This window comes from Enemella dayhoffiae (assembly GCF_002250625.1).
In the GTDB taxonomy this organism is placed as follows: domain Bacteria; phylum Actinomycetota; class Actinomycetes; order Propionibacteriales; family Propionibacteriaceae; genus Enemella; species Enemella dayhoffiae.
In genome coordinates this window covers 175,305-198,866 of record NZ_NMVQ01000034.1, presented here as the reverse complement: position 1 = coordinate 198,866, position 23,562 = coordinate 175,305, and the positions used below count along the sequence as shown (strand labels likewise).

The following is a 23,562-nucleotide window of genomic DNA, read 5'->3' as shown; positions in this document are numbered from 1 at the left end:
GCCGTGGACTACTGGAACCGCGGCAGCCTGTTGGACCGAGTCGACGCCCAGCGCGCGGATCCCGAATGGGTCGCCCGGCAGTGGCGTGAGGGTGCCCGGCTGGTGCGGCTGGACAGCTCCGGTCGGGTGGCGTGTACGCCGGATCGCACCGCCCTGCGCTCGGAGGCGGCCGCTGGGGCGTACGACGGTCAGCGGCAGTTGCTGCTCGGGCAGGCTGCCGGGCAGAGCTGGTTCGCCGAGTGCGTGGACGCCGGGGAACTCGGCGAGGCGGACACGCTGCGCCGGCTGAACTCGACCCTCTCCGATGCGCAGCGCGATCTCGCCACCGCCGCTGTCGCCGTCAGCCACTGGCATCGCCTCGACCCCCGCTGCCCGGGCTGCGGGTCGGAGACCCGGGTCGCCAACGGCGGCTTCGTCCGCGAGTGCCCGTGTGGCCGGATTCTGTTCCCCCGCACCGATTCCGCCGTGATCGTGGCGATCCTGGACGACCGCAACCGAGTGCTGCTCGGCCACCAGAGGGCGTGGGACGGGGGTCGCGTTTCCACCTTCGCCGGGTTCGTCGAGGCGGGGGAGTCGCTGGAACAGGCCGTGCACCGGGAGATGGCCGAGGAGACGGGCCTGGAGCTGTCGTCGGTCGAATATTTCGGGTCGCAGCCGTGGCCGTTCCCGCGTTCGCTCATGCTCGGTTTCGTCGCCCGCGCGGTCGGTTCCGAGCACCGGGTCGACGGCGAGGAGATCGAGTATGCCGAGTGGTTCACCCCGGCGGAGCTCGAGCAGGCGGTCGCCGACGGTCGGTGCAGCGTGCCGGGGCCGGGCACGATCGCACGGCGGCTGCTGGACGCCTGGCTGGCCGGCCGGTTCGGCGGTGAAGATTCGGGGATTGTGCTGAACAGCACCTGGTGAGCAGCCCCAGCCACTAGATTTGGTCGCACAGCGGCAACCATCGGGGGGACGATGAGCACGCAGCCAGGATCTGACTGGGACGGTCGACCGCAGTGGGTGCGGCCGGACCAACTCGGCGGCTATCAGCAGGGCCCACCGGCAGCTCCTCCCGGACCGGCGCCCGGCCCGGCGTCGGCGATCCTGCCGGCCCGTTGGCCGACGGTCGTGGTCACCCTCTTCCTGGGCCTGTTCGGAATGATCCCGGCCGCGCTGGCCGGGGCCCGCGCCCAGGAGCTGGGCCACGGCGCCGGGCGCTACTGGAAGGCGTTCGGGATCGCCTTCGTCGCCCAGTTGCTGGTGCTCGGCCTGCTTGTCGCGGCACTGCTCGGCGGGATCTATCGGGCCCTGATCGACCTGACCGGTCGCGGCTCCGGAAGCGGCGGCGTAGCGGTGTCCAGCAGTGCCCCGGTCGTGCCGACGGCACCGGTGGTGAGCACCACCTCGAGCGCGTCGCAGACCACTGCCGCGAGCGCCGCAAGCACCAGCTCGGCGCCCACCCCCAGCCCCACCCCGTCGAGCTCGGCGGTCACCAGCCTGCCGTCGGGCAGCTGGATCACCGTGCTGGATTCGCTGCCGAAGAGCCAGCACGCGGAGTCGGAGGCGCGGGCCCGGGCGAATGCGCTGCGCGGTTCGGCGGCGGTGCAGGTGGTGGACAGCGATCGGATCGCCGGCCTCAACGCCGGCTATTGGGCGCTGGCCGTGACCGGGCGGAGCAGTCGGGATCAGGCCGCCGCGGTGTGCGGTTCCTTCGGCCGGGCGGTCGGTGGTCAGTGCTATCCCCGACAGGTCGGTTGATGGCGCCGCTGAGTCGGCGGGCGTTGCTCGGCAGCTCGGTGGGTGCGGCGCTGGCCGCCGGGCTGGCCCAGCCGGCGCGCGCGGAGGTCGCGCCGCCGCCGATCCGCCCCCGGTCGGAGTGGGCCGGCGGGCTCACCCCGTTGCGGCCGATGCGCTCGGAGCAGCCCGGCGACGTGCGCTTCCTGCTGGTGCACCACTCGGAGAGCCCGAACACCGACCGCGCCGGCGGCACCCCGCAGCGGCTGCGCGGGTTCTTCACGTTCCACACCTCGGTCGAGAAGGGGTGGCCCGATGTGGCGTACAACTTCTTCGTGGACCGGTTCGGTGACATCTGGGAGGGACGGGCCGGCAGCCTGGCGGGTCCGGTGATGGGGGACGCGACCGGTGGCTCCCAGGGGTTCGCCCAACTGGCCTGCTTCATCGGCGACCACGCCACCCAGCCGCCCACCGAGGCGGCGATGGCCTCGATGACCCGGTTGCTGGCGTGGTTGGCGGGTCGCTATCGGATCGACCTGGGCGCCGGTCCGAGCATCCGGTTCACCTCCCGGGGGTCGAACCGCTGGCCCGCGGGGCGGGTGGTCAGCACCGACCCGATCGCCGGGCACAGGGACATGTCGCAGACGGCCTGCCCCGGTGACGCGCTCTATCCGCTGATCCGCTCGCGGCTGCTGCCCGAGGCGCGTCGGCTGCTCGGCACCGTTCCGACGCCGGCCCCGGGAGGGGGCACCCCGCGGGCGGCCACCCCGAGTGCGTCGGCGACTCCGTCGGCCACGGCGGCACCCACCCCGGAGGGCGGTTGGACCACCAAGCCCGTGACGGTACGCCCGCCCGGCCCGCCGCCCGCGGCCGCGGCCGGCCCCGCCGAACCCGAGTCGGGGGTGTCCCCGGTCGCGCTGGCCGCCGGGGCGGTCGCCGCGGTGGGGGTGAGCGCCGGCGCGGTCGCGGCCGGGCTGCACCTGCGGCGTACCCCCCGGGAGTGAGCGGTCAGCCCGCCTGGGCCGCGGCCTCGAGGGTGGCCAGGTCAATCTTGCGCATCTGCTGCAGCGCGCGGGCGACGGCGCCGGCGTGCGGTCCGGACATCAGCGCCTCGTACTGCCGGGGCACGATCTGCCAGGACACCCCGAACCGGTCCTTGCACCAGCCGCACTGGGACTCCTGACCGCCGCCGGAGACCAGCGCGTCCCAGACCCGGTCGACCTCGGCCTGGCCGTCGACCAGCAGCACGATGGAGGCGGCCTCGGTCTGCGGGAACATCGGCCCACCGTTGAGCAGCTGATAGCGGGTACCGGCGATCGCGAGGTCGATGATCAGCGCGTCCGGCTCGGTGAAATCACCGGGAAACTCATGCCCCTCTGGATAGGCCGACGATGACAGGATCCGCGACCCGGGGATCAGGCTGGTGTAGAAGTCGGCCGCCTCGTTGATCCGGCCGTTGAACCAGAGGCAGGTGAAGGCGGTGGGCAGGCTGGGTGATTCGGACGAGTCGCGGGATTCGGTCATGGCGGGCTCCTTGCTCGGCGGCGCGGCGTACGCCATCAGGCTAGGCCGCACCGTGGGGCGTACGCTTCTCCGATCTTGCGCGAGGGTCCCCCAGCCGCCATCCAGCGAACTGTGTGGCCACTCAGCGATCCCTGCAGGGGTCGACCGATGGGGACAGGGTTCGCTGGATGGCGACCGGGAAGCGCATAGGTTCGCCGGATGGCGCGAGCCATGGCAGCAGGGGTTCGCTGGATGATGCGGGCGGTACAGGCGCGTCAGGACCAGCGCTGACCGAGGCCGGAGGCGCGGTTGGCCGGACGCTGGATGGCGCGGCGTACCGAATCGGCCTGACCGATCACCTCCACGTGGGCGCTGGCGCGGGTGACTGCGGTGTAGAGCAGCTCGCGGGTCAGCAGCGGGGATTCCGGCGGGGGCAGCACCAGCGACAGGGCCTGGAACTGGCTGCCCTGGGACTTGTGCACCGTCATCGCATGCACCGGTACCACCGCATCCAGCTGGATGGTGGAGAACAGCATCGGCTCCCCACCCCGCGCGAAGGCGGCCCGCAACCCGTGGGCGGTGTTCACCAGCACGCCGGTGTCACCGTTGTACAACCCGGCGTCGGGGTCGTTGGCGGTGACCATCAACGGCAGGCCTGGATACCAGTCGCCCTCGACCCCGTAACCCGGCAGGGCCTCACGCAGCCACTGCTCGACCTGGCGTTCCCAGTGGGCCACCCCGAACGGACCCCGGCGGTGCGCGCACAGCACCCGGTGCTGATCGAGCGCTCGCAGCGACCCGTCGACGTCACCGGCGAGCGCCGCCGCGTGCAGCCCGCGACCGGCCGAAACCGCCTTGCGGCGCAGGGATTCCAGCGAATCCGCCCCCGGCTGGCCGAGGTCGGCCTCGGTGAAGGACAGTTCCTGCGCCGAGGATCGCAGCACCGTCAGCGCGGCCTCGTCGTCACCGGCCCGGATGGCGCGGGCCAGGGTGTCGATGCCCCCGTCGAAGCGCCAGGTGTGCTGCAGGGTGACCACCTGCCCGGAGGTGGGGGTGGCCGCCGGGCGGCCGGGCGGGGCGAGCTCGGCGAGCCGGTCGGCCAGCGGCTCACCGACCGGCAGTGGAGCCCGGGTGATGTCGGCGAGCACGGCGCCGGCCTCCACGGAGGTGAGCTGGTCCGGGTCGCCGACCAGCACCACCCGCGCCTGCGGTCGCAGTGCCTCCAGCAGCCGCGCCATCAGCGTCAGCGACACCATCGACAGCTCGTCCACCACGACGATGTCGTAGGGCAACGGGTTGTCGCGGTCGTGCCGAAACCGCGTCCGCTGTCCGGGCAGCCAGCCGAGCAGCTTGTGCAGGGTGCGCGCCCGCACGGTGCCGACCCGCTCCGGCCAGCCGCCGCCCAGATCTCCCAGCGCCCCGCGGACCGCCTCCTCGAGCCGGGCCGCGGCCTTGCCGGTGGGCGCGGCCAGGGCGATCGAGGGTGGCGTCGGGGAGATGGTCGCGAGCAGCCCGAGCACCCGGGCCACGGTGGTCGTCTTGCCGGTGCCCGGGCCCCCGGCGATCACCGTCAGCGGGGTGAGGGCCGCCATCGTGGCGGCCAGCCGTTGCTGATCAGGTTCGTCGGCGGCGAGCCCGGCGCCGTCGAACAGCTCGTCCAGCAACCGGCTCAGCCGCTCCGGCGGCACCGGCGGCTCGCTGGCGCCGCTGCGGGCGAGCAGTTCGCCGCGCACGGCCTCCTCCTGCAGCCAGTACCGTTCCAGATAGAGCAGGTCCCCGACCAGCCGCAGCGGGCGGGTCTGGTCGCCCCCGGGGCTGGGGGCGGTCCCGACCTGGACCAGCTCGGAGGTGGTCAGCGCGGCCAGCCACGCCTGCGGATCCGGCCAGGGCAGGTCGGCGGTGTCGGGCGCGTCCTCGGCGTCCAGCACGATCTCGGCGAGCCGCGGCACCTCGACACACACCGACCCGGCGCGCAACGCCCGCACCGCCAGGGCCGCGGCCAGGCGTACCCGCTCGTCGGGCTCGGCCCACAACTCACCGAGCAGGGTCGCGGTGTGCACGTCGGCCGGGCCGAGCAACCCGGATTCGGTGAAGCTGTCCAACAGGTCACTCGTCATCGGGTCACCTCGCCGCCGACCAGGTCGGACAGGGCGACCACCAGCGCCGCCGGCGGCCACCAGCTGAACACCCCGCACGGCAGCTGGTCCACGACCGGGGTGTCCGCTCCGGCCATCCCACGGACGAACAGGTACGCCACCCCACCCAGGTGGGTCTCCGGTCGATAACCGGGCTGGCGCCAACGCAGGTAGCGGTGCAGCGCCACGCAGTACAGCAGCGCCTGCAGCGGATAGTGCGCCGTCATCATCGCCTCGGCCATCGCGGCGGGCGTGTAGTGCCCGAGCAGCAGCTCCGAGCCCGGCGCGAGCGGGCCGAGCCAGTTGGTCTTGTAGTCGACCACCAGATAGCGATGTCCCAGATCCCCTCGCCTGGCAGGGATTCGCAGCACGGCGTCGATCGAGCCGACCAGGAAGCCGCGCAGCACCTGCTCGTCCAGCTCGGGGGCCTCGAGACGGTCGGCGTAGCGCGCCAGCGGGTCCCCGGCCGGCAGGTGCTGGCGCAACAACTCCGCCACCTCCCGCAGCCGGACCCGGCCGGTGGGGCGGTCGCCACCGGCCAGGGGATATTCGAAGTCGAGCTCGGGCAACCGGTCCCGGGCGGGGATGTCGCACAACCGCAGGTCGTCGGCGATCGGCCCCAACGGGGTGAGGATCGCCGGCAGCAGCGCGTCGGCGAGTTCGCCGGCGGTCAGCTCGCCGGTGGGCAGCCGGAGCAGGGTCCGGGCGGCCACCGCGGACAGCTCCGCGGTCAGATCGCTGGCCCCCGGGTCGAAGCCCTCATAAACGGTGTGCACCATCGTGCCGAAGTCCGCCCCCCGCGGCAGCCCGGCCATCGGAGAAGGGGAGTCCAGCCCGGGCACAGGGGTGGCCGCGCTCGCCCCCGGATCCACCTCCAGCTCGTCGCCGACGGCGGCCAGTTCGTCGTCGAGCTCGGACCCCTCGGGCGAGGCGCCGGCGCCGGCGTACGCCTGGTCGTGCGCGGCCGCGGTCAATCCCGAATAGGAGGTGCGGCGCCACTCCAGGTCGGTGACCCGGTCGAACCGGCGTACCTGCAGGGACTCGGGGTCCTCGGGGACCCGGGCCGGGAACGGGCTGTGCAGCGGGGCCAGGTCCTGCACCCGGATGTGCGGGTGCCGCAGCCGGGGCAGCTCCCGCGGGTGGGTGCGCTGTGGATAGTGCTCGGCCGGTTCGGCTGCCCCGTCGCGGAACAGCATCCGGGTGAGCGCCCCGTGCGGGGAGTTGCTGTGGTGGTAGGCGTACCAGACCACGACCTGGCACTGGGCCCGGGTGAGCGCGACGTAGAGCAGACGCAGGTCCTCCCCGGCGCCCTCGGCGCGGTGCTGGGCGAACGCGGCCGGACGCTCAGGGGCGCGGGCGGGAAGGAACAGGGTACGCCGGGCGTCCTGGTGGTAGGTGAACGGGCGGAGGTCCTTGTGCGGTTGGGAAAGGAAGCGGTCCCACTGGTCGGGCAGATAGACGATGGGGAACTCCAGGCCCTTGGCGCGGTGCACCGTCATCACCTGGACCGCCTCGGCGTCGGTGTCCAGCCGGCGGGTGCGTTCGTCGTCGCCGGACTCCTCCTCGCGACGCTCGGCGAGCCACTCCGCGAGGGCGGTCACCCCGAGCTGGTTGCGGGTGCGCGCGGCGTGCAGGGCCTGTCCGATGTGGCGCAGGTCGGTCAACCGCCGCTCCCCGCCGGACTGGGTGAGCAGCCGGGCCGCGAGCCCCGGATGCTCGGGGGTGCCGGCGTTCAGCGCCTCCATCAGCGCGGCCACCCCGTGCCGGGCGAGCACTCGGGACCACTGCCGGACGCGGGTGGACAGGTCGTTCAGCGCCGCCTCGGTGGCCTCGGCCAACTCGGCCAACGACCAGCCGACGAAGCTGCTCAGGGCGACCCGGCGGATCGTCTGCGGACGGGGCTGTTCCAGCGCCCCGAGCAGGGTCAACCAGTCGGCCGCCTCCTGGGTGAGGTAGACCGAGCTGGCGCCGGCGTTCACCACCGGAATGCCCACCTGCTGCAGGGCGTGCCGGATGTCCTCGGCGGTCTCGTTGCGTTTGACCAGCACCGCGATGTCGTCGGCGCGCAGCGGCCGGGGTTCACCGTCGAGCTCGATCATCGCCCCGGACTGGAGCAGGGCGCTGAGGTCGGAGACCAGGTCGTCGATGATCAGCGGGCGCAGGGTGCGGACCTGCGGGCCGCGTTCGTTGGCCGGCGGGATGGCGGCCACCCGGAGTCGGAGTGCGGCGTCCTGGCCGTCGGCCAGGTTGGTCAGCCGGGCCCGCCGGTGGTGCGCGTCGACGGGCCGGACCAGGATCCTCGGGTCGCCGAGCTGGGCCCCGCCGAGCAGGGTGCCGAGCGCGCTCAGCAGCTCGGGGTCGGTGCGGTAATTCTTCGCCAGGGTGTGGAATCGGACGTCCTCGGCACTGACCGCCTCGAGATAGGCGTGCACATCGGCGCCGCGGAAGGAATAGATCGCCTGCTTCGGGTCGCCGATCAGGATCACCGTGGAGCGGCCCAGGAAGGCCCGCCGCACGACCTGCCACTGCACCGGGTCGGTGTCCTGGAACTCGTCGATCAGCACGTGGGTGAACCGGGCCGACAGCCGCCGGGCGACCTCCTCGGCGAGCGGGCCGTGGCGCTCGGGATCCAGCACGTCGCGCAGGGCGGTGAGCAGGTCGTGGAAGGTGCGCAGGCCGCGGTCCCGTTTGCGGGTGGCGAGCTCCTGCAGCAGGGCCCTGACGAACCGGCGCAGCGTCGTCGTCGCGTCGCTGTCGGGGGCCAGGTCCCCGTCGAACTCGGCGGACAACCGGGCGATCTGGTGCGCCTCCTCCCAGTTCAGCTCGGGCAGCCCGTCGCGGGCATATTTGCGCAGCCACAGGTCCGCCGCCGCCTCACGCACCAGTTCCGGCACCTCCTCGACCTGGCGTACGCCCGGGTCTGAGTCGTCCAGCACGCCGAGCCCGTCCAGCATCCGGCCACAGAACTCGTGGGTGGTGGCGATGGTGGCGGCGTCGAAGTCGGCCAGAGCCCGCCCGATCCGGCGCAGGCGCTCGGCCAACTCGTCGTCGCTCCCGTGGCAGAGCAGGTCGACCAGCGGATCCGGATCGCGCTCCACCCCGGCCAACTGGGCGCGCAGCCCCGCTTCGGCGTCGGCGAGCCGAGCCCGGATCCGGGCCCGCAGCTCCTGGGTGGCGGCCCGGGTGAAGGTGACCATCATCAGCGCCGACAGGGGTACGCCGGCCGCGACGTAACGCACCGCCAGGGTGGCGATGGTGAACGTCTTGCCGGTGCCGGCGGACGCTTCCAGCACCCAGGTACCACCGTCGGGCAACGGGCCGGACAGGTCGAAGGACGCCGGCTGCGGGGTTTCGAACGGGCTCACCGGGACACCTCCGCGGCCAGCAACGGCTCCCACACCCGGAACGCGATCGCCTCGAACCGGGAGCGCAGCCTGGTGCGGTCCTCAGGGGTGCTCGGCACCGCCCGCAGCTCCGCCAGCTGGGAGCCGACGAAGAACCCCCAGGCGTTGTCGTGCTCGAACTCCCAGCTCCGGTTCACCCCTTCCGGGCTGCCGCCGCGCAGGGTGGACTCCACGTGGGCCGCCGCGGTGTTCGGTGGGGCCGGCAGCCAGCGCCGCAGACCCTGGGCGTGGAGGATCAGCAGTTCGTTCAGCCGGGCGCGCGCGTCGGACTCCGAGATCGGTCCCAGGCTGATGCTGTGTCCGCGCCGGCCCACGACCGTGCTGCGCCAATCGGTCTCGGGGTGACTGCACTTGAGCGCGAGCAGGGTGAGCCAGGCGCGCAACCGGTGCCGCCCCTTCACCGCCGAGAAGTTCACCTCGACGGCCTGCCCGCCGTGCACCCCCGGGACCAGGCCGGTCAGCCGCCAGCGTCCCAGATCGACGTCGACCCAACGGCTCTCCGCGGGACCGACCAGGTGCTGCCGGGCGACCCGCGCGATCGCCACCACCTGCTCCGCCAGGGAGTCCAGGGCGCGGTTGCCGAGCTCGAACGGCGGCAGTCCGCCGCGCAGGACCTCGGGCATCCGCAGCGCGTCCATCGGCGCTCCGGCCAGGTGGGCGCGCAGCATCCGCTCACCGATCTGCCACTGCTGCAGCCCGTCCAGCGCCAGCGGGATCTCATCCAGCGCGGCGGCGTCCTCGGTCAGGCTGGACAGCCCGGCGCGGCGGCGCAGGAACGCGCGGGCGGGGTGGGCGAAGAACGCCTGCAGGTCGGCAAGTGGGACCTCGACGTGGTCGCCGCTCAGCTCGGGCAGGTCGGGCAGTTCACCGACCTCCGGCACCGTCGGCTCGCTGGTGCCGGCGGTCGCGCTCGCCAGCGCGGCGGCGCGCATGCTGGCGTCGAAACTGAACGGACCGGGCAGCGTGAAGTTGCTGCTGGCAAAGGGTTGCAGCGAATGCCGGGAGACCAGCCGGTGCGCGTCGGCGGGGTCGCTGAGCAACTCGGTGAGGGCGTCGCGCAGTTCGGTCAGCGGCACGCTCAGCGGCCGCGGCTCCCCGGTCTGCGGGCTGGCGCCGGAGTGCACCACCAGCAGTCGCTCGGTCGCCGACAGCACCGCGTCCAGCAGCACCTGGCGGTCCTCGCTGCGCGGGTCCCGGTCACCGACCCAGGGCTCACCGGCGAGCAGGTCGTCCCCGTCGGGGTGGGTCCGGCGGGGGAACACCCCGTCGTCGAGGCCGAGCAGGCAGACCACCCGGTGCGGGACGGTCCGCATCGGGGTCATCGTGCACAGGGTGAGCGCCCCGGTCCGGAAGTTGGCCCGCGAGGGCCGTCCGGCGAAGGCGTCGGCGAGCATCCCGCGCACCTCCGCGGGGGTGAGCACGGTGTCCCCAGTCGCCACGGTGTCACCCGCCGACTCCGGTGGGCCCGTGTCCTCGGCCAACCGGGCGAACTCGGTCCACGCGTGGGCCATTTGCCAGCGTTCGCCGGGCGGCACCTCGGTCAGCTCGGTCAACGCGTCCCGGCAGGCGGTGAGCCACTCGGCCAGGGGCTTCGGGTCGGTGAACGAGTCGACCACCCGGACCAGTCGGGACCAGAACTCGACCAGGCGCCCGACCAGGTCGACGTCACTGGAGTCGATGTCGTCGAGCGGGGAGACGGTGTCCCGATAGGGCTGGCCGTCCTCACTCAGCGCCACCCCGAGCAGCATCCGGCGCAGCCCGGTCTGCCAGGTGTTGTGCGGGAACAGGTGCATCTTGAACGGCCGCCGGTGTTCGGCGTCCAGTCCCCAGCGCACCCCGGCGGCGGGGACCAGGTCGTGCAACCGCTCCAGATCGCTGTCGGTGAAGGAGAAGCGGCGGCGTACGGCCGGATCGGCGCACAGGTCGAGCAGGGTGGAGGCGCCGCTGCGGCCGACCGGGAGCTCGAGCAGCCGGGACAGGGTGCCGAGCAGCGGGTTGACCTGCCGCAGCGCCCGGTCGGCCAGGCGTACCCGAAGCTGCTGGCCCGGGTGCGGCTGGTCGGACTCGACCCCGTCCAGGCCGAAGGTCGCCTGGATCAACGGGGCGAACGTCTCGATGTCGGGGCACATCACGATGATGTCGCGCGGCTCCAGGGTCGGATCGTCGGCGAGCAGACCGAGCACCACCTCGCGCAGCACCTCCACCTGCCGGTCGGGTCCGTGGCAGGAGTGGAAGTGCACCGAGCGGTCGTCGGCGGCGAGGGTACGCCGAAGGCTCGGCTCGGTGGCCGGGTCGAGGTTGTCCACCACCGAGCGCTGCAACCGGCCCAGCAGGGTGTCGGGACGGCCCGGTTCGGGCCGGGGATCGTCCCGGAAATCCAACGGGGACAGGGTCGTCTGCAGCTCGCGGGTGTCCCGGCCGAGCCGGGCCAGCAGCCGACTGCCGGGCAGATCGGCGGTCGGATCGCTCGCCCGCGGACCCGGCGCGGTCGGATCGGCGGCCAGCTCGCGCCACAGCGCGGGGGAGGGGTGCGGCAGGAACAGGTGCACCTCGCGGTGCAGGGCGAGGGCTCGCAGCAGGGTGCGCTGGGCCGGGTTGAGCCGGGTCGGGCCGAACACCGACAACCGCTCGGGCAGCTCGGCCAGCTCGGGGGCGGCGGCCAACCGGTCCGCGGCCAGGGCCACCCGCTGGGCGGGATGCGGGGCGCCCACCTCGGCACACCAGCGCCGCCACAGCTCCGGTTGCCACACCGAGAACGGCTCCAGCGGGGCCCCGCCCGGGCCGGTGTTGGCGCCGGCAGTCCAGGCGTTCACCAGCTCGGGCCGCTGCACCGCATAGCTGCGGAACAGGCGTACCACCCGACGGGCGGTCTGGAACCGGTGCCGGGCCTGTTCCCCGAAGCTCACCCGCAGCCCGGCGAACCAGGGCTCCCCGCGCCCGGCCTCCGCGGCCCGCAGCAGGGCCCAGACCGTACGGTCACCACGCCACGGGTCGTCGGCCGGGTCGATGCCGAGCGCCTGCCCGACGACTCGCTCCAGCAGCGGGTCGAAGCGGGCGAAGTCGATCCCGGCGCACACCCCGTCGTGCTGTCCGGCGCTGGCGCCCAACTGCATGGACAGGGTCTGGGAGAGCCAACGCTCCACCCCGGGGGCGGGTACGCAGACGATCTCGGTCGCGAACGGGTCCGGCAGCGGACGGGCGAGCACCTCGGCCAATCCTTCGGCGAGCCGATCGGCTCGCGAGCAGCGGTGCACGACGAGGCCTGTCGCCGGCGTTGCGGTGGGAGCCTCGAGGAGGGTCGGCTGGGCGTCTTCGGTCATCGTGGAATCACTCTAACGAGGGCCGCTGACAGTCATCGTGGCACGATGTGAGACATGCGGGTCGGAGTCGTGCGAGCGGAGTTCCAGTGGGACGAGCGCGCCAACGCCGCCGTTCAACTTCGGTGACGTCGACCCCTCCCACGTGACACGCCTGGTGAAGAACGCGGAAGGGCGGGGGTGGAGCTGATCCGCTCGTTCACCCCCGAGGGTGCGTTGTCGCAGATCGAGTTGCTCGATGCCGCCCGGCAGTTGCCGCGGGGGATTGTCGGCCGGGCGGACTAACCTGTGGGGCGTGTTGCCACCATCCGATCCCGAGGCCCTGCTGGATGCCCTCGACCCCGAGCAGCGGCAGGTGGCCATGGCGCTCACCGGCCCGGTCGCGGTGATCGCCGGTGCCGGCACCGGCAAGACCCGGGCGATCACCCACCGGATCGCCTACGGGGTGCGCACCGGAGCCTATGCGCCGACCACGGTGCTGGCGGTCACCTTCACCACCCGCGCCGCCGGCGAGCTGCGCGGTCGGCTGCAGCAGCTCGGCGTCTCCGGGGTCCAGGCGCGCACCTTCCACTCCGCCGCGCTGCGGCAGGCGCAATATTTCTGGCCGCGGACGATGGGCGGGGAACTGCCGCAGATCCTGGACAACCGGATGTCGCTGGTGGCCGAGGCCGCTGGCCGGCTGCGGGTCGGTGTGGACACCGGCATCCTGCGCGACCTGGTCGGGGAGATCGGCTGGGCGAAGGTGTCCAACGTGCAGGCCGCCGACTATCCGGCGATCGCGCGCAGTCTGGGCCGTGAGCTGGCCTCGGTGGAGCCCGAGACCGTCGCGCGGGTGTTCGCCGGCTATGAGGAGGCCAAGCGCAACCGCGGCCGGATCGACTTCGAGGACATCCTGCTGTGCACCACCGCCCTGCTCACCGACCACCCCGAGGTGGCCGAGGAGGTCCGGCGTACCTATCGCCACCTGGTCGTCGACGAATATCAGGACGTGTCCCCGCTGCAGCAGCGGCTGCTCGAGCTGTGGTTGGGGGAGCGGGCCGAGGTGTGCGTGGTCGGCGACCCGGCGCAGACGATCCACTCCTTCGCCGGCGCCCGCGCCGACTATCTGACCGGCTTCCCGAAGCGGCACCCCGAGGCGACGGTGGTACGCCTGGTCCGCGACTATCGCTCCACCCCGCAGGTGGTCGGCACCGCCAATGCGATCATGAGCCGGGCCCGCGGCCAGGCGATGGGGGCGGTCACCCTGCAGGCCCAACGGCCGGCCGGCCCGGCGCCGCTGTTCGTCGCCGCCCCCGACGAGGCGAGCGAGGCCGCCGCCGTGGCCGATTGGCTGAAATCCCTGCACCAGAAGGGAATCGCCTATCGCGAGATGGCGATCCTGTTCCGGATCAACGCCCAGTCCCCGGCCTATGAGCAGGCGCTGTCCGACCGCGACATCCCCTATCTGGTGCGGGGCGCCGAGCGGTTCTACGAACGTCCCGAGGTGCGCCAGGCGATGGGGGTGCTGCGCACCTCGACCCGCACCGATTCCGACGGGCTGGCGGTGGGGGAGCAGGTGCGCGCGATCCTGTCCGGGATCGGCTGGACCCCTGAGGCGCCGACCGGCGGCGGCACCACCCGGGAGCGCTGGGAGTCGCTGGCCGCGCTGGCGTCGGTCGCCGACGATCTGGTCGCCGCCGACCCCTACACGACCCTGGACGCGGTGGTCGACGAGCTGGAACGCCGCGCCGCCGCCCAGCACGCCCCGGTCGCCCAGGGGGTCACCCTCGGCACGATCCACTCCGCCAAGGGCCTGGAGTGGGATGCGGTGGCCGTCGTCGGCGCCCACGAAGGAATCCTGCCGTTCGTGCTGGCCACCACCGACCAGGCGATCGCCGAGGAGCGGCGACTGCTCTATGTGGCGGTCACCCGGGCCCGTGAGCACCTGCGCATCTCGTGGTCGCACAGCCGCAGCGGCGGCGGCGGGCACCGCAACCCTTCCCGCTTCCTCGACGGCGTACGCCCGGCCGGCAGTGAGGGCCCCCGGCCGCAGCGACCGGCCGCCGCCCAACGGCGTCGCGGCAGCCAGCAGACCGCCCGCTGCCGCGTCTGCGAAGGCACCCTCGACACCGGCGTACAACGCAAGCTCGGCCGGCACGAGACCTGCGAGTCGACCTACGACGAGGACCTCCTGGCGGCGCTCAAGCAGTGGCGCACCGGTGAGGCGAAGGAGCAGAAGCTGCCGGCGTACTGCATCTTCACCGACGCCACCCTGCTCGCCATCGCCGAATCGACCCCGGACGACGAACGGGGCCTGCTCGCGATCAGCGGGATCGGGCGGACCAAGGTGGACCGCTATGGCGATGCCGTGCTGGAGATTCTCCGCGGATCCGCGTCGGGCGCGGATCCGGAATCCGACTAGCGGCGAATTTCCTGCTGACACAGGAAAGTTCGTACGCCCCAGGGCGCCCGGTCGAGCGCCCGCGCGATCGGTGCAATAAATCGGTTGCGCCCTGAACCGTGGTGTCCGTAGTGTGATCCCTGCCTGTGTGACGCAGGTGCGTGCGCGGAAAGGCCGTGCCGGCAGCCAGATCGAGAGGAGGGGAACGACATGAACGCAGAGCTCAAGATGTGCGGTGTGAGCGTCGTGACCCGACCGGCGATGTGGGCTGCCCCCACGGATGCTCGTCCCTACGCGGAAACCTCGATGAAGGTGTCCGCAACGGTCACCAATTTTGCCCACCTGACCGCCAAGCGCACCCCACTGGTGCCACGCCCCCTCAGCAGACGCGGGTAGCTCCTCCCGCAGCCTCCGAGGCCGTGAATCCAGTACCGGGATTCACGGCCTTCGTGTTTCCCGGCCCGATCCAGGCAAACACCACCAGGGAGGAACCACCCATGAACGCGATCACCGACGAGTACCTCGTCACGGCGACCGGGCTGCCGTGCCACCTCGTCGACCCCGACGTGTTCTTCGCCGAGCTGCCGGCCGAGATCGAGTACGCCAAGACGCTGTGCGCCGAGTGCCCGATCAGGGCCCAGTGCCTGGCCGGGGCGCTGGAGCGGCGCGAGGCGTGCGGGGTGTGGGGTGGCGAGCTGTTCGTCAATGGCGTCGTGGTCGCCCGCAAGCGGCCCCGCGGCCGGCCCCGGAAGAACCCGCTGCCGGTGGTCCCGCAGGCACCCGCCGCCGTGCGGCAGCCGGTCGTGGCGGCCAAGCGGGACACCGCGGCCGCCTGAGCGCAGTGAGCCCGCCCCCGGTTGGGGGCGGGCTCACTCCCACCAGTGGTCGTCGAGTTTCGCCTCGATGCTGCGGGCGTTGCCGCGGGTGCACTCGGGACAGCGGTGGCTGACCCGGCCGTCACCGGTCTCCAGCGACCAGGTGAACGGTGCGCGTCCCGGCGCACCGGCCGCGCCGGCCTCGTCCGCCCTCGGCGTACGCCCGCAGCTCGCGCAGGCGACCGGGGCCGGGTCAGGCACCGGGGGACGCCTTCCACTCCGGCAGGTATTCGTCGAGGATGGCGGCGAACCGGGCCCGCACGTCGAGCTGGGAGAGCACTGCGATCCCGCCCAGCCAGACCCGGTGGATCAGGGCGTAGGACGGCGGCAGGTTGAGTTGCTGCACGATCGACCCGTGCACCTTGGAGTCGCCGACGCGCTTGAACTCCGCCTGCATCCAGGCGCGGTGGAAGTGGAACTCCTCGCTGGCGGCCGGCTCCAGGAACGGGCTGAGATAGTCGAGCAGCTCCTGGGGGTTGACGTTGCGGGCGTTGCGGGCGATGAATCCCTCGGCCTTGAGCCCGGCGGTGACCCGCTCGGCGTCGCGTTCGGTGGCGATCCGCATCAGTCGACCCATCGACGCGGGCAGCCCGTCGGGCAGCTTCTGCACCAGGCCGAAGTCGACCACCCCCAGCCGTCCGTCGGGCAGCACCTTGAAGTTGCCCGGGTGCGGATCGGCGTGCAGCAACCCCACCTCGGAGGGGCCGGCGAACAGGAACCGCGCATAGCGGAGGCCGATCTCGTTGCGCTCGTCATCCGGAGCGTCGACCGTCGAGCCCAGCGACTCGCCCTCGACCCACTCGCTGACCATGCTGCGCGCGGTCTGCGCGAGGACCCGCGGGACGAAGAACTCGGGGTGCCCGTCGAACCCCTCGGCCGCCTGCTGCTGGTTGGCGGCCTCGAGGTCATAGTCGGCCTCCTCGAGGATCCGCTCGGCGATCTCCGAGACCAACGGCTTCACCTCGATGCCCCCGGTCAGCGGAGCGATCACCGAGACCAGCCGGCCGAGCTGTTTCAGGTCCGACTCCAGCGCCCGATCGGCCCCCGGATACTGCACCTTGACCGCCACCGGCTGCCCGGTCGCCTTCCACACGGCCCGGTGCACCTGACCGATCGAGGCCGCGGCCGCCGGCCGGGCGGAGAAGTCGCTGAACAGCTCCCGCCAGTTCGGCCCGAGCTCCCGGGCCAGCACCGCGTGCACCCGGGAGGTGGGCATCGGCGGCGCGGTCTCCTGCAACTTCTTCAGCTGCACCGCATAAGGACCGGCGATGTCCTCGGGCAGCATCACCTCGAACAGGCTGAGCACCTGGCCGAACTTCATCGCCCCACCCTTGAGCTCACCGAGCACCCGGAACAGCTGTTCGGCCGACTCGGCGCGCAGCTGCGAACTCACCTGATCGGCGCTGCTGCCGGCCAGTCGCCGGCCCAGTCCGCGGGTCGCCCGCCCGGCCGCTCCCAGCGGCAGGGACAACAGCCGGGAACCCCGATGCAGGGCCGAGGAGTTGACCTCAGCCGGTTCCCGGTCCGAATCAGGGGTGCGCGCCATGGGCCCATTGTCGTCGCTCGGGCAACCTCAGTCCCAACCGGCACACCCACAGTCGGGATGTTGTGGCCAGCGCCGCTGCTGCAGCGTCCACGTGTCGCGGCGCAGTTCAACGGTGGCGCCAAGGGTCTCGGCGGCCCCGGTCATCGACCACGCCCGCACCTGCTGCACCACGGTCGCGGCCGCCCAACCCAGCAGGTCACCACCAGGACGTACCCGGAGTCGGCTGAGCTGGGCCAGCAGGTGCGGCCAGGCGGGATCGCTGCGCCGCACCAGGTCGGTGCACCGGGTGCAGCAGGTCTGACCGGGCACCACCAGCGGACCGATCAGCACCCCGTCGGGCAGCGGCCGCACCAGCAGGTGCGCGCGGTCCTGCCGGAGCAGGGTGTCGGTGAGCGCCCGGTCGCACTCCAGGGTGTCGCTGGCCACCACGGTCAGGTCGTGCCCGGCGGACTGCTCGTCGTACCAGTGGGCGCCGACCCGCACCGGGCCCAGCCGGCGGGCCCGCAGGTGGGCGGTCAGGCTCTCGGCGGCGGTCGGGCGCACATCGGGATAGAGGGCATGGTCGGGTGGTTCGGGGTCCACCACCTGCAGTTCGCCCGCTTCCGCGAGCAGGTACGCCTCAGCGACCGCGAGTCCGATCGCGCCGGCGCCGATCAGGCGTACTCGGTCCCCGGGCGGGGCGGGGGAATCGGGGCGTGTCAGCAGGCCGAGCCGGCCGAGCTGGTCGACGACCTCGGTCAGCGCCGCGGCCGCGACCCCGGTACGGGCCGATACTTCGGCGTACGGCGTGCGGCCGTCGAGCAGCCGCAGGGCCGCCGGCCAGTCGCCGGGGGCCGGCGGGTCGAGGATGGTGCCCGGTTCGAGACCGAGTTGCACGGTCGAATCGCCGCGGTCGAGCACCGGGACGGTGGAATCGAGGCGAGCAGGACGGGTCCGCGCGGGACGGGTCCGGCCGGGACGCGGGTGCAGAACCTTGGGTGGGGACATGCCCTCCAGCCTGCCCCAGCCGAGGGGGCGGCGGGAGGCCCGACCCGGGGTTGTCCACAGAAAGAATTGAAGCGACCCGGCCCCGCTGGTGGGCGGGACCGGGTCGGCGATTCAGGGATCAGGCCTTGCCCAGGATGCGGTTCAGGTTGGTGCCGCACTCGGGGCACTTGCCCTTGGCCATCCGGGTGCCCTTCTCGCTGACCACCACGTTGCCCTTGGCGTTGCGCTTCTCCTTGCACTTCACACAGTAGAACTCGCCCTCGTAGGTCTCTTCGGCCACATTTCCTCCTTGGTCGGCTGAGTCGCGTTTGGTTCGCTGTCCGCCGACTCTACGCGTAGTCCGCCCGGGGGCGCAGGGGGAGACCGGTTGCCGGGTGTCGCGGGGGCTTCCTGGGACCGGGTGACGAAGCGGCCTCGGGGCAGGGGAAGAGGCCCCCAGGAAATCGAACTCCGCTTGCCTTCCCCTGCGAGCGGGTCGACCATCTGAGGGCCTCGTGGGAAGAACGTAGGGGTTGGCGAGGTTGCGCGTCAAGTCCGATCCGGACCCGTTCCAGGCCCAGGTTTCCACCGCCTGTGGACAACTCTGTGGAGGGCCTGTGCACCACCGCCCGGGCGGTGTGGATCGAGGCGCCGGAACACCCTCCCACTGGGGGTCGGCTGTGGATCGAGCGGACGCTCGGGGAGTGTCAGCGCCGCGGGTTAGTTTGGTGTCATGGAGAGCGTTCCCTTGCAGGCCCGCGGCGTGCCCATCGATGGCGGGCTGACGGTTGCCGGTGAACCGGTGGAGGTGCGCCGCAGCGCCCGACGCCGACGCACGGTCTCGGCCTACCGGGAGGACGGCCGGATCGTGGTGCTGCTGCCGGCGCGGATGTCGCGGGCCGAGGAGGCACGCTGGGTCAGCGAGATGGTGCAGAAGGTGCGGGCCCGGGAGGCCCGCGTCCGGGGACCACGGCAGCCCTCAGAGCTGCTGACCCGTGCCCTGGAGCTGCAGCAGCGCTATCTGGCTCCGCAGCTGGAGGTGACCCGGCCGCCGCAGAGCGTGACCTGGGTCGGCAACCAGAACAGCCGGTGGGGTTCGTGTACGCCGGACGTGGCGACCATCCGGCTCTCCGACCGGCTGCAGTCGATGCCAGGCTGGGTCGTCGACTACGTGCTGCTGCACGAGCTGACGCACCTGGCCGAGCGCGACCACACCTCCCGGTTCTGGCGTCTGCTCGACGCCTATCCGCGGACCCAGGAGGCCAAGGGTTATCTGGCCGGGTGGGTGGACGGTCGCGCAGCCTCCCGCGACTGACCCTCCCGAGACTCACACAGCACGACTCGGGCGGCGGTGACCAGGTCGGTCACCGACGGCTCGGCGGTCGGAAGTTCGTCGGCCGCGAACCAGCCCACGGCGGTGGACTCGGCGCTGCCCGGCGGGCGCTGTCGCGGGTCGGCCACCACCAGGTGGCGCACGTCGAGGTGCCAGCAGGGTGGGATCGGCCCGCAGGGCACCTGGTGGGCGTCCAGGTGGACGATGCCGGGCAGCAGCCGGAGGTCGGTCAGCCCGCTCTCCTCGGCCGCCTCGCGGAGGGCGGCCGCGGCCAGGTCGGGATCGGCGGGCTCGAGGTGGCCTCCGGTCTGCAGCCACCGACCCAGCTTGCGGTGGTGCACCAGCAGCACGGCGGCGGCGTCGGGGGAGCAGATGAGCGAGCTCGCCGTCAGGTGGGCGCCGGCGCACTCGCGCAGCCACCCGTCGTCCGGGTGGGCCACCAGGTGGTCCAGGAACCGCTGTCGCAGCCCGGCCTGCGCCGGGTCGGTGGGGGCGTACGCCGTCAGCTCGTCCCGGCAGGATCGCCCGAGCGTGGTCACCGCGCGGAGCCGTCGCCGTCGTCGTCGCCGGGCTCCTCCTTCTCGGCCTTGCGCTCCCGTTCGGCCTGGTTCAGCAGCTTCTCCAGCTCGGCGTCCAGGTCGTCCACCTCGAGCTTCTCGGCCGCCTGCTCCCGCTCGCCGGCGACGAACCCCAGCGGGTCGTCCAGGTCGGCCGCGGTCGGCAGCAGGTCCGGGTGCTTCCACACCGCGTCGCGGCCCTCGGTTCCCCGGGCCTCGCGCAGGGCAGCCCACAGGTTGGCGGCGTCGCGCAGCCGGCGCGGTCGCAGCTCCAGCCCGACCAGGGCGGCGAAGGTGGCCTCGGTCGGCCCCTCGGTGGCGCGGCGGCGGCGTACCGCCTCGGCGAGCGCGACACTGTTCGGCATCCAGCGGCCGGTGGCCTGACCGACGATCTCGTCGACCCAGCCCTCGGAGAGCGCGAGCAGGGTTTCCAACTTCTCCAGCACGACCTTCTGCTGCGGGGTCTGGCGCGGTGCGAACAGGTTGCCCTGCAGCTTCTCGCTCAACTCGCCGAGCATCTCGGGGTTGAGCGCGTTCATGTCCAGCTCGCCGACGGCGTCCTCGACCGAGGACAGGTCGATGGTGATGCCGCGGGCGTACTCCTCGACCAGCCCGAGCAGGGCCGGGCCGAGCCACTGCACGGCGGTGAACAACCGTTGCCGGGCGGACTCGCGCAGGGTCAGATAGAGCAGCACGTCCTGATCGCTCTGTTCGAGCCCGTCGGAGAAGCCGGTCACGTTGGTCGGCACCAGGGCCACGGTCCCGGCGTGCTCATCGGACAGCGGCAGGCCGGTCTCGGCGCCGCTCACCACCGAGGTGGCGAGGGTGCCGATGGCCTGTCCTGCCTGGAGACCGAAGATGGTGGCTCCGCTGGACTTGAGCCACGGACGCAGCATCGCCTCGAGCCCGGCCAGGCCGGCCTGTTCGGCGGTGTTGTCGTTGTCCGGGGCAACCGAGTCGGCCATCGCCTGCGACATCGATTCGGCGACCGGGTCGATCAGCCGCCGCCAGGTGGGCATCGTGTTCTCCACCCACTCGGCCCGGCTCCACACCGCCACCTTGCCGGTCCCGGCGAAGCCGGTGGTCTCGTCCAGCCACATGTCGGCCAGCCGCAGCGCGTCGCGCAAGGCGGTGAGCCGGCCGTGGTCGGGGGTGGGGTCGCTGCCCTGGCCGGCGACGGTGCGGCGGGCGACGTCGCGGATCTGCTCCCAGCGGGCCTGCTCGGGGTTGTTGCCCGGTGCGCCGAACAGGCCGCCCATGCCGCCCATCTGGCCCATCCCGAACTGGGAGAGCAGCTGTTGCACCTGCTGCATCATCTGCTGCAGGTCCGGTTGACCGCCCGGCCGCGGGCCCTGACCGGGCTGCCCCGGTTGACCGGGCTGGCCCGGCATGCCGAATCCCAGGCTGGAGAACAACGCTTCGAACGGGTTCTGACCGGGATCTGGCTCCTTGTCGGGTCCCTTGTCGCGGTCGTCGTGATCGGCCATCCGTCGACTCCTCGATCTGCGTTGTGCGGTGGACCGGGTGCGGTCCTGTCCGAATCCATTGAACCGCACCCGACCAACCCCGTCACGCTGTCCACTTCCTGCGCAGGTGCACCGGGATGGTCGGCCCGGGTAACCTCGGGGCGTGCAGTCCAGCCAGCTTCCCGCCGTGTCGGCCGAGATCATCGCCGACCCGCTCAGCGTCGACCGGGTGCTGAACGCGGTCCGTGGACCGTCGGTCGGCGGGGTGGGCATCTTCGTGGGGATCGTCCGCGACATCGACGACGGTGGTCGCGGCGTGGTGTCGCTGGAATACAGTGCCCACCCGAGCGCGGCCGCCGAACTTGCCCGGGTCGCCGAGGAGGTGGCCGCCCGCCACGACGTGCTGGCCGTGGCCACCGAACACCGGGTCGGACAACTGGCGCTGGGGGAGCTGGCGGTCGTCGTGGCCGCCGGGGCTGTCCACCGGGGACCGGCGTTGAAGGCCTGCCGCGACCTGATCGACACGTTGAAGCGGCAGGTCCCGATCTGGAAGTCCCAGGAGTTCACCGACGGTCAGACCGAGTGGGTGGGCCTGCCGTGACCTCGAGCGTCGAGCCGGGAGCGCCGCGGCGTCGTCGGCTGTCGCTGACCCGCCAGACCTGGGCGGCGCTCGCCTCGGCGCTGTGCTTCGTCATCCTGGCTCTGCTGATCGCCCTGGTCCCGGTGCCCTACGTCGTCTACAGCAAGGGCCGGGCCTATGACGTGCTCGGCACCCGCGCGGACGGGCGTCCGCTCCTTGACATCACCGGCGTGCCGACCTATCCGACGACCGGGCAGCTCGACATGACCACGGTCTCGGTGACCCGCTCCGATGCGGCGACCAGTCTTCCCGAGGCGATCCTGGCCTACTGGCTGCCGCGCCGCGACGCGCTGCCGCGCGACTCGGTCTATGAGCGGGGGAAGACCAGCGAGCAGGTGCGCACCGAGGAACGCCAGATGATGGACACCTCCCAGCAGGACGCCGTGGTGGCGGCGCTGCGGGCGGCGAACCAGCCGGTCACCGAGATGGCGGTGGTCTCGGCGGTGACCGTCTCCGGCCCGGCCAACGGCCGACTCCGCCCGGGGGACCTCTTCCTGTCGGTGGACGGTCTACCGGTTCGCACCCCCGATGACGTGCGCCGGGTGGTGCAGCGGCGCAGCCCCGGCGATGTGGTGAAGCTGCAGGTGCTGCGCGACCGGGTGGAGCAGCGGGTGGACGTCACCACCACCCCGAGCCGGCGGGAGCCGAAGATCCCCGTGCTCGGCGTCGACATCGGCATCGGCTACCGCTACGAGCCGCAGGTCGACTTCGGGGTCAGCGCCGATATCGGCGGTCCGAGCGCCGGGTTGGTGTTCGCCCTCGGCATCTATGACCGGATCACCCCCGGCGACCTGATGCAGGGCCGCGAGGTGGCCGGGACCGGCACCATCACCGCCAGCGGGAGCGTCGGCCCGATCGGCGGCATCCAGGAGAAGATCGCCGGGGCCGAGGAGGCCGGGGCGTCGGTGTTCATCGTCCCCGCCGCCAACTGCCGCGACCTGACCGGGTTGCAGACCAGGCTCAACCTGATCCGGGCCGCCTCGCTCACCGAGGCGGTGGACGGACTGCGCGCCGCGGCCGACCCCGCCACCGCCGCCAGCGTGCCGCGCTGCTGAGGCGTACCGCCGTGACCTCGAAGGAGACCATGACCGACCAGCAGACCCCCGCCGAAGACCGCCGGGACGCCCTGATCGCCTCGCTGATCGAGCTGGAGCACCACGTGGGTGCTGATGGTTGGGACCAGCCGGCCCGGCTGTTCGCCCTGGTCACCACCGACGACCTGCTGGCCGCGGAGCCGCAGTTGGCCGAACACCTCGGGCTGCGCGGCAGCGCGGAGGGACATCCACCGGGTGCGCTGACCGCGATCGAGCAGGACGGGTTCCGCGGGGCGGGGGAGCACGAACACGGGCGCGGCGCCGGGCCGGATGCCGCCGACGAGACCGACCTGCCCGCGGTCCTGGGGCGGATCGCCTGGCCGGAAACCGTCGACGGCTGTGCCCTGGTGCTGGAGCGGACCTTCCTCCCGGCCGGTCACGAGGGCACCCTGCCGGAGGATCCGCAGGAGGCGGCGGCGTACGTTGCGGCCCATGAACAGCGCCAGGAGTTGCGGCTGGTCGTGGGGGTGCTGCGCGACGGTACGCGCCACGCGGTGGCCCGGTTGGTATCACAACCCGATGAACTTCTGGGCGGAGCGGAGCTCGCGCCGGGGGTCGCCGAGGTACTCGCGGCTACTCTTGCCTGAGCCGGGGCATCCCGGGGCCAGAGGACACGCAGGAACGCAGGAGGAC

The 23,562-nt window shown here is 72.5% G+C and carries 19 protein-coding genes; 9 read left to right on the top strand and 10 right to left on the bottom strand.

The genetic code is table 11. From position 1 onward, the window contains the following. Positions 1-3: 3 nt before the first annotated feature. The 3 genes from nudC to CGZ93_RS13600 are packed head-to-tail and all read left to right on the top strand — an operon-like array spanning position 4 to position 2,717. On the top strand, positions 4-903 hold the full coding sequence (gene nudC / locus CGZ93_RS13610) for an NAD(+) diphosphatase (RefSeq protein ID WP_094364680.1): 900 nt from the start codon (positions 4-6) through the stop codon (positions 901-903). A gap of 51 nt (positions 904-954) precedes the next feature. Continuing rightward, positions 955-1,737 (top strand): hypothetical protein, encoded by a 783-nt coding sequence (locus tag CGZ93_RS13605; protein ID WP_141211217.1) that lies wholly within the window; start codon positions 955-957, stop codon positions 1,735-1,737. Beyond that, complete coding sequence (locus tag CGZ93_RS13600) at positions 1,737-2,717, top strand: N-acetylmuramoyl-L-alanine amidase (protein WP_094364678.1); 981 nt, start codon at positions 1,737-1,739, stop codon at positions 2,715-2,717. Before CGZ93_RS13605 ends, CGZ93_RS13600 begins: the two co-directional genes overlap by 1 nt. Positions 2,718-2,721: 4 nt before the next feature. Here the strand turns inward: CGZ93_RS13600 and CGZ93_RS13595 are convergent, their stop codons facing one another. From CGZ93_RS13595 to recC, 4 genes are all read right to left on the bottom strand, one after another. Next, positions 2,722-3,237 carry a VOC family protein gene (locus CGZ93_RS13595; protein WP_176451765.1) on the bottom strand — a complete coding sequence of 172 codons (516 nt, stop codon included), beginning with the start codon at positions 3,235-3,237 and terminating at the stop codon, positions 2,722-2,724. A 254-nt stretch (positions 3,238-3,491) separates the two neighbouring features. After that, positions 3,492-5,333, bottom strand: a complete 1,842-nt coding sequence (gene recD / locus CGZ93_RS13590) for an exodeoxyribonuclease V subunit alpha (RefSeq protein ID WP_094364677.1) — start codon at positions 5,331-5,333, stop codon at positions 3,492-3,494. After that, a complete protein-coding gene (locus tag CGZ93_RS13585) occupies positions 5,330-8,716 on the bottom strand; it encodes a UvrD-helicase domain-containing protein (protein WP_094364676.1) in 3,387 nt (1,128 codons plus the stop codon). Before CGZ93_RS13585 ends, recD begins: the two co-directional genes overlap by 4 nt. Continuing rightward, positions 8,713-12,075, bottom strand: coding sequence for an exodeoxyribonuclease V subunit gamma (gene recC / locus CGZ93_RS13580; protein WP_094364675.1), 3,363 nt, complete (start codon positions 12,073-12,075; stop codon positions 8,713-8,715). The genes CGZ93_RS13585 and recC overlap by 4 nt, the downstream gene beginning before the upstream one ends. A 292-nt stretch (positions 12,076-12,367) precedes the next feature. Between recC and CGZ93_RS13575 the strand changes: the two genes are divergently transcribed. Both CGZ93_RS13575 and CGZ93_RS13570 read left to right on the top strand, forming a co-directional pair. Continuing rightward, positions 12,368-14,473: an ATP-dependent DNA helicase UvrD2 gene (locus tag CGZ93_RS13575; RefSeq protein WP_267489737.1), complete on the top strand. Its 2,106-nt coding sequence runs from the start codon at positions 12,368-12,370 to the stop codon at positions 14,471-14,473. A gap of 476 nt (positions 14,474-14,949) precedes the next feature. After that, the gene (locus tag CGZ93_RS13570; RefSeq protein ID WP_094364673.1) at positions 14,950-15,288 is read left to right on the top strand and encodes a WhiB family transcriptional regulator; all 339 of its coding nucleotides are present in this window, start codon (positions 14,950-14,952) and stop codon (positions 15,286-15,288) included. Positions 15,289-15,321: 33 nt separating this feature from the next. Here CGZ93_RS13570 and CGZ93_RS13565 read toward each other — a convergent pair whose 3' ends face one another. The 4 genes from CGZ93_RS13565 to CGZ93_RS13550 form a co-directional block, all read right to left on the bottom strand. Continuing rightward, positions 15,322-15,528 (bottom strand): hypothetical protein, encoded by a 207-nt coding sequence (locus tag CGZ93_RS13565; protein ID WP_094364672.1) that lies wholly within the window; start codon positions 15,526-15,528, stop codon positions 15,322-15,324. Further along, a complete protein-coding gene (locus CGZ93_RS13560; protein ID WP_094364671.1) occupies positions 15,521-16,873 on the bottom strand; it encodes an ABC1 kinase family protein in 1,353 nt (450 codons plus the stop codon). The genes CGZ93_RS13565 and CGZ93_RS13560 overlap by 8 nt, the downstream gene beginning before the upstream one ends. 27 nt (positions 16,874-16,900) lie before the next feature. Beyond that, positions 16,901-17,860, bottom strand: a complete 960-nt coding sequence (locus CGZ93_RS13555; protein WP_141211215.1) for a hypothetical protein — start codon at positions 17,858-17,860, stop codon at positions 16,901-16,903. 118 nt (positions 17,861-17,978) lie between these two features. Next, positions 17,979-18,140: a DUF5679 domain-containing protein gene (locus CGZ93_RS13550; RefSeq protein WP_094364669.1), complete on the bottom strand. Its 162-nt coding sequence runs from the start codon at positions 18,138-18,140 to the stop codon at positions 17,979-17,981. A gap of 432 nt (positions 18,141-18,572) precedes the next feature. On the opposite strand from CGZ93_RS13550, the gene CGZ93_RS13545 reads away from it, so the two are divergent. Beyond that, positions 18,573-19,154: a M48 metallopeptidase family protein gene (locus CGZ93_RS13545; protein ID WP_094364668.1), complete on the top strand. Its 582-nt coding sequence runs from the start codon at positions 18,573-18,575 to the stop codon at positions 19,152-19,154. Here CGZ93_RS13545 and CGZ93_RS13540 read toward each other — a convergent pair. Together CGZ93_RS13540 and CGZ93_RS13535 are read right to left on the bottom strand one after the other, a co-directional pair. After that, positions 19,109-19,711 carry an NUDIX domain-containing protein gene (locus CGZ93_RS13540; RefSeq protein WP_229117451.1) on the bottom strand — a complete coding sequence of 201 codons (603 nt, stop codon included), beginning with the start codon at positions 19,709-19,711 and terminating at the stop codon, positions 19,109-19,111. The two genes, CGZ93_RS13545 and CGZ93_RS13540, sit on opposite strands and share 46 nt — an antisense overlap. Then, positions 19,708-21,120 (bottom strand): zinc-dependent metalloprotease, encoded by a 1,413-nt coding sequence (locus tag CGZ93_RS13535; protein WP_094364767.1) that lies wholly within the window; start codon positions 21,118-21,120, stop codon positions 19,708-19,710. Before CGZ93_RS13535 ends, CGZ93_RS13540 begins: the two co-directional genes overlap by 4 nt. A gap of 238 nt (positions 21,121-21,358) precedes the next feature. Between CGZ93_RS13535 and CGZ93_RS13530 the strand changes: the two genes are divergently transcribed. Genes CGZ93_RS13530 through CGZ93_RS13520 form a run of 3 tightly spaced genes read left to right on the top strand, consistent with a single transcriptional unit; the run spans position 21,359 to position 23,516 of the window. Next, positions 21,359-21,796: a molybdenum cofactor biosynthesis protein MoaE gene (locus tag CGZ93_RS13530; protein ID WP_229117450.1), complete on the top strand. Its 438-nt coding sequence runs from the start codon at positions 21,359-21,361 to the stop codon at positions 21,794-21,796. Continuing rightward, positions 21,793-22,890: a YlbL family protein gene (locus tag CGZ93_RS13525; protein WP_229117449.1), complete on the top strand. Its 1,098-nt coding sequence runs from the start codon at positions 21,793-21,795 to the stop codon at positions 22,888-22,890. The genes CGZ93_RS13530 and CGZ93_RS13525 overlap by 4 nt, the downstream gene beginning before the upstream one ends. A 29-nt stretch (positions 22,891-22,919) precedes the next feature. Next, positions 22,920-23,516: a PPA1309 family protein gene (locus CGZ93_RS13520; protein ID WP_094364764.1), complete on the top strand. Its 597-nt coding sequence runs from the start codon at positions 22,920-22,922 to the stop codon at positions 23,514-23,516. Positions 23,517-23,562: the final 46 nt, after the last annotated feature.